Annotated in this window: 11 protein-coding genes; 10 read left to right on the forward strand and 1 reads right to left on the reverse strand. The window is 49.2% G+C overall.

Annotation, left to right across the window (positions count from 1 at the left end; genetic code table 11):
- Positions 1 to 378, forward strand: a 378-nt coding sequence (locus ACMP1L_RS13090; RefSeq protein ID WP_418453286.1) for an FtsX-like permease family protein, incomplete at its 5' end; no start/stop codon positions are given.
- Between the two features lie 19 nt (positions 379 to 397).
- Here the strand turns inward: ACMP1L_RS13090 and ACMP1L_RS13095 are convergent.
- Positions 398 to 1,438, reverse strand: a complete 1,041-nt coding sequence (locus tag ACMP1L_RS13095; RefSeq protein ID WP_418453287.1) for a DUF6076 domain-containing protein — start codon at positions 1,436 to 1,438, stop codon at positions 398 to 400.
- Between the two features lie 302 nt (positions 1,439 to 1,740).
- Between ACMP1L_RS13095 and ACMP1L_RS13100 the strand changes: the two genes are divergently transcribed.
- The 9 genes from ACMP1L_RS13100 to ACMP1L_RS13140 all read left to right on the forward strand — a co-directional run.
- Entirely contained in the window at positions 1,741 to 1,965 is a 225-nt protein-coding gene (locus tag ACMP1L_RS13100; protein ID WP_008368839.1) for a helix-turn-helix domain-containing protein, read from the forward strand.
- A gap of 146 nt (positions 1,966 to 2,111) precedes the next feature.
- Positions 2,112 to 2,315, forward strand: a complete 204-nt coding sequence (locus tag ACMP1L_RS13105) for a hypothetical protein (protein ID WP_117554933.1) — start codon at positions 2,112 to 2,114, stop codon at positions 2,313 to 2,315.
- 286 nt (positions 2,316 to 2,601) lie between these two features.
- A complete protein-coding gene (locus ACMP1L_RS13110; RefSeq protein WP_173729253.1) occupies positions 2,602 to 2,919 on the forward strand; it encodes a DUF3847 domain-containing protein in 318 nt (105 codons plus the stop codon).
- 2 nt (positions 2,920 to 2,921) lie between these two features.
- Positions 2,922 to 4,394: a MobQ family relaxase gene (gene mobQ / locus ACMP1L_RS13115; RefSeq protein ID WP_306562165.1), complete on the forward strand. Its 1,473-nt coding sequence runs from the start codon at positions 2,922 to 2,924 to the stop codon at positions 4,392 to 4,394.
- Positions 4,395 to 4,441: 47 nt separating this feature from the next.
- Positions 4,442 to 5,182: a CHC2 zinc finger domain-containing protein gene (locus ACMP1L_RS13120; protein ID WP_179138631.1), complete on the forward strand. Its 741-nt coding sequence runs from the start codon at positions 4,442 to 4,444 to the stop codon at positions 5,180 to 5,182.
- A complete protein-coding gene (locus tag ACMP1L_RS13125; protein WP_009321442.1) occupies positions 5,067 to 6,407 on the forward strand; it encodes a virulence-associated E family protein in 1,341 nt (446 codons plus the stop codon). The genes ACMP1L_RS13120 and ACMP1L_RS13125 overlap by 116 nt, the downstream gene beginning before the upstream one ends.
- A 270-nt stretch (positions 6,408 to 6,677) precedes the next feature.
- The gene (locus ACMP1L_RS13130; RefSeq protein ID WP_004849804.1) at positions 6,678 to 6,863 is read left to right on the forward strand and encodes a hypothetical protein; all 186 of its coding nucleotides are present in this window, start codon (positions 6,678 to 6,680) and stop codon (positions 6,861 to 6,863) included.
- Between the two features lie 107 nt (positions 6,864 to 6,970).
- Positions 6,971 to 8,593: a recombinase family protein gene (locus tag ACMP1L_RS13135; protein WP_306793674.1), complete on the forward strand. Its 1,623-nt coding sequence runs from the start codon at positions 6,971 to 6,973 to the stop codon at positions 8,591 to 8,593.
- Between the two features lie 157 nt (positions 8,594 to 8,750).
- Positions 8,751 to 8,958: hypothetical protein (locus ACMP1L_RS13140; protein ID WP_418453288.1), on the forward strand; the 208-nt coding region annotated here is incomplete at its 3' end.

The raw sequence follows: 8,958 nt of genomic DNA on the forward strand, positions 1-8,958 counted from the left end.
ACTTCTGCTATTCTGTTCGTCTTTGGAAGTATCAGCCTTATGAATATGCTTATGGTTGATTTTCAGAATAGAAAGCGTGAATTCGGTTTGCTTGAAGCTGTTGGAACAACACGGCAACAGTTGAAAGCAATGCTGGATAGGGAGATGGGAATTTACCTCGGAGGTTCGTTGGTAATAGCTCTTGTATTTGGAAGCATTTTAAGTGTAATTGTTTGTAGACGATTGGATGCGGTAAACCATTGCATTACGTTGGTATTGCCGTGGCTGTTTCTACTGGCGTTAGTCGTTGTTTTAGCAGTTATATATTTGATTTTCACTGCATACGCAAAATCCGAGTTGAAGAAAACAAGCATCTTGTCTGCCATAAGGGAGGAATGATCTTTTGTATAGACATCACTTAAAAGGTAGTTAATTTCAAAATAATATCACTCTGTTGATACAGCCAGTCCGTAAATTCTTTCGGGCTGGCTGTTCCTGTTTTTACAGCCTTTTTTCTCTGTAAGGCTTCTTTCTTAAAGTCGGAAAAGGCAGCCTGTATTTTTTCCAGACGGTCAGCCGGAAAGCCTGCGGTATTTTTTACCCGGTTTATTTTGTTGCGCCAGTTCTGGCATTCATTTTTATAAAGCAGGTCATAGTTATTTTCTCTTGCCCTCTCGTCAAATTCCCGCTTGTTTTGAAGCGCCTGTGCTTTGCGGCACTTATCGCTGCACAGCTCATACCGCTGGCTCTTTGCCAGAAAATATTTTCCGCAGACCTTGCACTGCCGGAAGCAAAGCCCCCAGTCATTCAGCCTGTTCAGATAATAGGTAATCAACGGGTAGAGGGACGCATAGGCAGACACACATTCTTCTGTGCGCCGGTTGTCCGGGAACCAGAGGTCAAGCCGGGTATCTTCTGACGGTGCGCCTTTGAAATAAAGGCTGCCAGCTTGAAAATATTTCGGTTTTCCTGTCTCCCTGTCAAAGCTCATGGCTTCGTTTTGGAATACCCCGGTCAGTCTGCTCATTTTATCCATGAAGCGGTCACAGGCAGCGTTACGGTCACGGGGTTCTCTGGCAAGCAGATAGCTGTTCCAAATACGGAACGCCACATACATTTTCAGAGGGTCATTGCTAAGATATTTTCCCCAGAGAAATTCGCTTGCCGCCTGCTCCAGCTCCGGCTGTTTCCATCGGTTGGAGTGGAGGGCTTGCCGCAGTGGAGAAAGCCCGTATAAGTTCCAATCTCTGTCCGTGTCGCACTCAAAGTTTATCAAAAAAGTCCCCAGCGGGCGTGTCATATCACAAAGCACCTCTGCGTTTTGGCTCCCGTTCAGACGGAAGCGGATCTGCTGTTCTTCCCCAATCAAAATCCGTTCTTTCATTTTCTTCCTGTCCAGCGTCAGGACAAACAAAATCCTCTCAAAACATGGCTCATGCCGTATAAACTGATTCTCCATCCCTATCCCCTGCCTTTGATTATGGTAATTATATAATTTAGTTATATCCGTTACACTCATGGTATCGCAGAAGCATTGTTTTGTCAAGAATAGTCCGCTATGATGATTGCAGTTGGTAATTTCGTGCCACACAGTACCTTGACAAGTGAATGACCGTCCAAAAGGGATATGACCGGCAGGAGAAGTGACGCATTCGGCGCACCAATGCAGGGAAACACCGCAGGAATGGGGCAGGAAAACGGCTTTTGGGGAGAACGGCAACAGGAAGCATTTTAACCTATTTGATTTATGGGAGGAACAGAATGAACGATAAAAAGAGATTGAACAGCTACGAGGATTTACCGCTGGTTCTGGATGTGGCGGACATTCAGCGGATTATGGGAATTTCAAGAGCGAGCGCCTATGAGCTGGTACACACCCCCGGCTTTCCGGCGTTCCGCAGGGGGAGGCTTATCAAGGTCAGCAAAATTGCTTTCTTTGAATGGATGGCAAAAGGCTCCGAAACCGTACCGAGAAGCGACAAATAAGCGTGAGGTATCATTCCCTGACTGCAATACTGCCGCACTTTCCAAAGGGGCATACAGAGGGAAAAAACCTTAAAAATGATACCGAGACGCTACATCAAAACAGCCTATCTGCGTACATCAGATAGAAACGGAGAAAGGAGCCGGTTATGGCAAGAATGAGTAACAAGCGGCGGTTGGAATGGTCTTTCTTCTTAAATGACCGCAGTCGTATCACTTACAACGAACTGTGCCGGAAATGCCAGCACGAATGTAAACAGAGCTTCCGGGCGGTTTTGGTTGACTGCCCGAAGTATCTTTCCAAGCGTTCCAAGAAAAAGGACAAGACTGCCGGAAACGGCAAAATCCCTTAGGAACTAAGGGCGCACTTCTATACATAGTCTAAAGACCATGTATCGTGCGTCCTGCGGAGCTTACCTCTGCCGCTGATAAAATCAGCAATCCGAGGTCTGCGTTCGCTTCGCTCCGACAAGGTGGCTACACCCCCTTGCGCCGCTAAAGCGGCTATCCCCTGTGTACCCGCCGAAAAGAGAAATCCGCTCTGCGTTTTTCCCTTTTCATCGGGTTTTATAGAAGCACTGACACACAGACTGTCTGCGGATGGTCTTTCTTTATCTTATAAGCAAAGGATGTGAGAACATGGAAAAATCTTTGGAACAGTTAAAGCAGGAATATGAAAAAACCACTGTCCTGCTGGAACGGGAAAAACGGAAAATGCAGCGTTTGAAAAACCGGCAGGCGTATCTGGAAAGCGGTTCCCGGAAACAGAGGACGCACCGGCTGATTACCCGTGGGGCAGCTATTGAGAGCATTGCACCACAGACAAAGGAGCTATCCGAAGCGGAATTTTATTCCCTCATGGAAAACATTTTGAATCTGCCGCAGGCGGAGCATTTCATCCGGTCTGCCACAGAGAACCACGCCCGTATTTCCGGGCAGGAGAAAGGCGGTGACTAAGGATAGCACTTTATCATTTTTCAATCGCACAGATAAAGCGCAGCGCCGGTCAGAGCGCCATTGCCAGCGCAGCCTACCGAGCCGGGGAGCGCCTTTACAGCAGCTACTATGGAGAAGTCAGCGACTACACCAAAAAGGGCGGCGTGATCGCTTCGGAAATCATGCTGCCGCCCCATGCGCCGGAAATATATCTTGACCGGGCGACCCTCTGGAATGCTGTGGAGAACTGCGAGAAACATCCAAAAGCACAGCTTGCCTATTCCTTTGATATTGCCATGCAGAATGAATTGACGCTGGAAGAAAACATGGAGCTGGCGAGGAAGTTCGTGCAGGAGCAGTTTGTGGCAAAAGGCATGATTGCTGACCTCGCTTTTCACAGCCCGGAGAAAGAGGACGGCGGTATCCCAAACCCGCATTTCCATGTGATGACAACAATGCGCCCTTTGAACCCGGATGGCACATGGGGACAAAAACAGCGGCGGGAATATCTTCTTGATGAAGATGGAAACCGAATCCGGGATAAAAACGGCGATTATATGTTTAACGCTGTCCATACAACAGACTGGCATGAGCCGGAAACGCTGGAACACTGGCGGGAGCAGTGGGCGGCTGCCGTTAATACAAAATTTGAGGAAAAAGGGCTGGATGTGCGTATCGACCACCGTTCCTATGTGCGGCAGGGGCTTGACCTGATACCTACTGTCCACGAGGGAGCTAATGTCCGGCAGATGGAAGCAAAGGGCATCCGCACCGAGAAAGGGGAACTGAACCGCTGGATTAAAGCCACCAACCGGCTCATGCAGGATGTGAGGAAGAAGATCAAAGCCCTGTTTGTCTGGATGGCAGAGGTAAAAGAAGAACTTTCCAAACCGCAGACACCGAGCCTTGCCGACCTGTTGATCGCTTATTACAACCAGCGCAACGCAGGGGCATGGAGCAATAAAGCCAGAACCGGAAACTTAAAGCAGTTTGCCGAAGCCGTCAATTATCTGACGGAAAACAAGCTGCTCACATTAGAGGATTTGCAGGAGCGTCTTTCCTCTGTCAACGAAGAATTTGAAGCGTTAAGCGACTCCATGAAAAAGAAATCTGCCCGGATAAAGGAATTGCAGGAATTGATACGGGAGGGCGAGAATTACCAGCGGCTAAAACCTGTCCATACGGAATTGAACAATATCAAGTTTAAGAAACAGAGGGAGAAATTTGAAACATCCCACGATGCGGAGTTACGGCTGTTTTATGCCGCCCGCCGTATTCTGAAAGAAAAACTGGACGGAAAACCCATTGCCCTGAAAGCATGGAAACAGGAATATGCACAGTTAAAAACAGAGTATGCCGAACTGTCTCCGCAGCACAAGCCACTCCGGGAGGAAGTCATACGGCTGCGGCAGGTGCAGAACGCCGTAGATACCGCACTGCGCCGGAGGGAGCAGCCACAGGAAGTACAGAGAAAGAAACATGAGATGGAGCTATGATATAACCGGCAGCTTTACCGCTACCGGTATTTTTATGGAGGGAGCATTTGAATGTATTTGAAGCGGTGAAACAGTCTGTTACCACCCGGCAGGCTGCTTCATTCTATGGAATCCGGGTGGGGAGAAATGGCATGGTCTGCTGTCCATTCCACAATGACCGCACGCCCAGCATGAAAGTGGACAGCCGCTTTTACTGCTTCGGTTGCGGGGCTTCCGGGGATGTGATTGACTTTGCCGCTTTGCTGTATGGATTGGGGAAACGGGAAGCTGCGGTCAGGCTTGCGGAGGACTTCGGCGTTTCCTATGAGAAATCCGGCAATGCGTCGCCAGATAGGAAGCGTCACAACAGGTCACAGCCCCGACAAAAATCAGCGGAGCAGAGATTTCAGGAAACGGAACGGTATTGTTTACGGGTGCTATGCGATTATCTGCGCCTGCTGGAGCATTGGAAAACAGCACACGCCCCACAGCCGCAGGATGCCATCTGGCATCCTCTTTTTGTGGAAGCGTTGCAGAGGATAAGCTACACAGAATACCTTTTGGATATTTTGTTATACGGAGAAATAGAAGAAAAAGCGGCATTGATCGCCGCACAGGGAAAGGAGGTGTTGCGGCTTGAACAGCGAATTTCAGAGCTTGCCGCCGGAAACGCAGGAAGCGGTCAAAAGGACGATGGACACAATGGAACCGGCGCAGACACCGGCAGAAATCCGGGAAACATTAGAGGGGACGCAGAAAGGCGGCGTGAAGAACAGCATCCGAAACTGCCTGACGGTGTTCCAGCGTGACCCTCTGTTTCGCGGGGCGCTGCGCCTGAACCTTTTGACGGAGCAGATTGACATTGTGAAGCCGCTGGGCTGGGAGCGCACCAGTACCACGCTGACCGACATGGACATGAACTACCTGCTTTTGTATCTGGAAGAAAATTACGGGCTTACCAGCGAGAAAAAGGTGCAGAGCGCCATCAAGATTGTTGCCAATGAAAACCGCTACCATCCAGTCAGGGATTACCTGAACAGCCTGCAATGGGACGGCACAGAGCGCATCCGTTACGCCCTGCATCACTTTCTGGGAGCCGATACGGACGAATACACCTATGAAGCCTTGAAACTGTTCCTGATGGGAGCCATCCGGCGGGTATTCAGACCGGGGAGCAAGTTTGAGGTCATGCTCTGTCTGGTTGGTGGTCAGGGAGCCGGGAAATCTACCTTTTTCCGGCTGCTGGCAGGCAGGGACGAATGGTTTTCAGACGATTTGAAGAAGCTGGACGATGAAAATGTGTACCGCAAGCTGCAAGGGCATTGGATTATCGAGATGTCGGAGATGATTGCCACAGCCAATGCCAAGAGTATTGAGGAAATCAAGTCATTCTTAAGCCGCCAGAAAGAAACCTACAAGGTGCCGTATGAGACACACCCGGCAGACCGGCTGCGGCAATGTGTATTCGGAGGGACGACCAACCGGCAGGACTTTTTACCCCGTGACCGCACCGGCAACCGGCGCTTTCTCCCCGTGACGGTGTACCCGGAACGGGCGGAGGTTCACATACTGGATGATGAAGCGGCGGCGAGGGCGTATATCGAACAGATGTGGGCGGAAGCCATGACGGTTTACCGCAGTGGGAAGTATAAGCTGTCATTCAGTATGGAAATGAACCGATACCTGAACGCCCACCAGCAGGACTTTATGCAGGAAGACACACAAGCTGGCATGATCTACGCCTATTTGGAGGACTACACCGGCGACAGGGTATGCTCCAAGCAGCTTTATGAGGAAGCACTGGGGAACTTAAATTCCCCGGCAGACTGGGAGACACGGGCAATCTGCGAGATTATGAATACCGGCATTGCGGGCGGCATCATACAGGGCTGGGTAGCCTACAAAAGCCCGAAGCGGTATAAGAAATACGGTTCTCAAAAAGGCTGGGAGCGTGTCAACCAAGCTCCGCCGGAGGGGGACGGTTTTCAGGAAATCACGGAAGAAGAAGCCCGGCAAATGGAACTGCCATTCTGAAAAGCCACCGGTTGACAGTTTGGTTGACGCTTTGGTTGACAGCCGGTTGACGGGGAAAAGCCTGATATTTGGGGCATTTCTCTCCTTTGTCAACCATGTCAACCAAGAAATCAAAGAAAAAGTAAAAAGTAATAATAGAGCGCCTATGGATTGTTTTCAAAGTCTTTTCTGCCGGTTGACACGGTTTGGTTGACACGGAGACAGTCTGCGGCTGTACACCTGCCTGACATTCCCTTGTCGGGCATATTTCATTTATGGAGGTAACTGCCTATGGCAAAAAGCAAAAACGAGAGCAATAACAAAAACAGCGGCACCCTGCTTACCGAAAAAGACGGCACCCAGTATTTTGTCATGGGGAAAGTCCGTATCAAGGTATCGGAGCATTTCGCACAGGATGGGAAGCCGCTTGACAGCCTGCTGGAAGATGTGATCCAGCACGCTGCCGCCGCTTCCTGAAAAAATACGGAATAACGACTGTCAATCAGCCCACGCTTATGATATACTTGTACCAGCGAGTATTGTATAAGCGTGGGTTGTTTCTTTTAGAAGGAGGATTTTTAACCGTGAAACAACCATACAATACAACGATTTATAACACTGCACTATATTTGAGATTGAGCCGTGACGATGAATTACAGGGGGAAAGCGGCAGTATCCAGACCCAGCGCATGATGCTTAGGCAGTATGCCGCAGAGCATGGGTTGACCGTTGTAGACGAGTATATTGACGACGGATGGAGCGGGACAAATTTCGAGCGTCCAAGTTTCCAAAGGATGATTGATGACATCGAGGACGGGAAAATCAACTGCGTTGTCACAAAGGACTTATCCCGTCTGGGAAGAAACTATATCCTGACCGGTCAGTACACGGAAATCTATTTCCCCAGCAAGGGAGTACGCTACATTGCCATCAATGACAATGTGGACACCATCAACGGAGAAAGCGAGCTTGCCCCGTTCTTAAACATCCTGAATGAAATGCACGCCCGACAGACCAGCAAAAAGGTCAAGGCTGCCATGCACACAAGATTTGCCAATGGCGCACACTATGGAGCCTATGCACCGCTGGGCTATGTAAAAGACCCGGACAAAAAAGGTCATCTTCTGATCGACCCGGAAACACGCTGGATTGTAGAGAAGATTTTTGACCTTGCCGTACACGGGAGGGGTGCCGCCAGCATTACACGGATTCTGGTGGAGGAGAAAGTACCTACCCCCGGCTGGCTGAACTATGAAAGATATGGGACTTTCGCCAATATCTACGCCGGTGCGCCCGCAGAAAAAGCCTATGCGTGGACGATAGCACAGGTCAAGAGCATTTTGAAAGAGGAAACCTACATCGGTCACAGCGTTCACAACAAGCAGAGCAACATTTCATTCAAGAACAAGAAAAAGGTGCGGAAGCCGCAGGAAGAATGGTATCGTGTGGAAAATACCCACGAAGCCATCATTTCCGAAGAAGTGTTCCAAAAAGTTCAGGAGCTGATTGCAAGCAGACGCAGACGACAGAAGAATGGCACAACGCAGATATTTTCCGGGCTGGTAAAATGTGCGGACTGCGGATGGTCATTGGCTTATGGTGTAAACAGCCAGAACAAAAATCCCTATGCACACTACCATTGCAGTAAGTACGGACAGGGATTACGCCAGTGTTCCATGCACTATATCCGCTATGATGTACTGTATGCCTATGTGCTTGCAAGACTGCAATACTGGTCTATGATGGTACAGAAAGACGAGGACAAGCTGCTGAAACGGCTACTCAATGCCAGCGACAGGGAAAGAAACTCTGCGAAGAAAAAGCAGGCTGCGGAGCTGAAAAAGGCAGAGAAGCGTAAAGCCGAGGTTGACGGGCTGTTTGCTAAAATGTATGAGGACTGGTCTGCCGGACGCATAACCGAGTATAACTTCAATATGCTGTCCGAGAAGTACCAGAACGAGCAAAAGGAACTTGAAACAAAAATAAGACAGCTTCACGAAACGATGGAAGCCGCCGTACAGACCGCAGCGGATGCTGAAAAGTGGATTGCCCTAATGAAACAGTATGTCAACCCTGTGGAGCTGACCGCCGAACTTCTGAACACTCTAATTGAAAAAATAACCGTCCACGAAGCTGTCAAGGACGAGGACGGAAGTCGTGAGCAGGAAGTAGAAATCTACTACCGCTTCATCGGCAAAATCGACTGACCTTTCTTTTTTACCCAACAATATCTTTAATTAAGGGAAACGGGTGAGACAGTTCCGAACACAGAGACCTTAAAGCTCTTGTTAAAGGGGTTCCGGACAGGTGGCTCAGAGAGCCCCGGAATAATCAACATGAAAAGGTAGGCTGCGGGTATAGCATTTGATCATTATAAATTTAGGACAATGTGGATTTAGTCCTTGCAAATGCAGATTCTGCGAAAATGGGTATTTTCGAAAAATAGCAGAGGCAGATCGTGAGCTGGATAATACGCAAGATGTTGGAAGCATAGATAGCTTTCTTATGCAAAGCATGTCAAAAGAAAGAAGCACCAGAACCGGTGATATGCCGGAAATGGTGCTTCAAGTCT

The organism is Ventrimonas sp., from assembly GCF_048380235.1.
Lineage (GTDB): Bacteria > Bacillota > Clostridia > Lachnospirales > Lachnospiraceae > Brotaphodocola.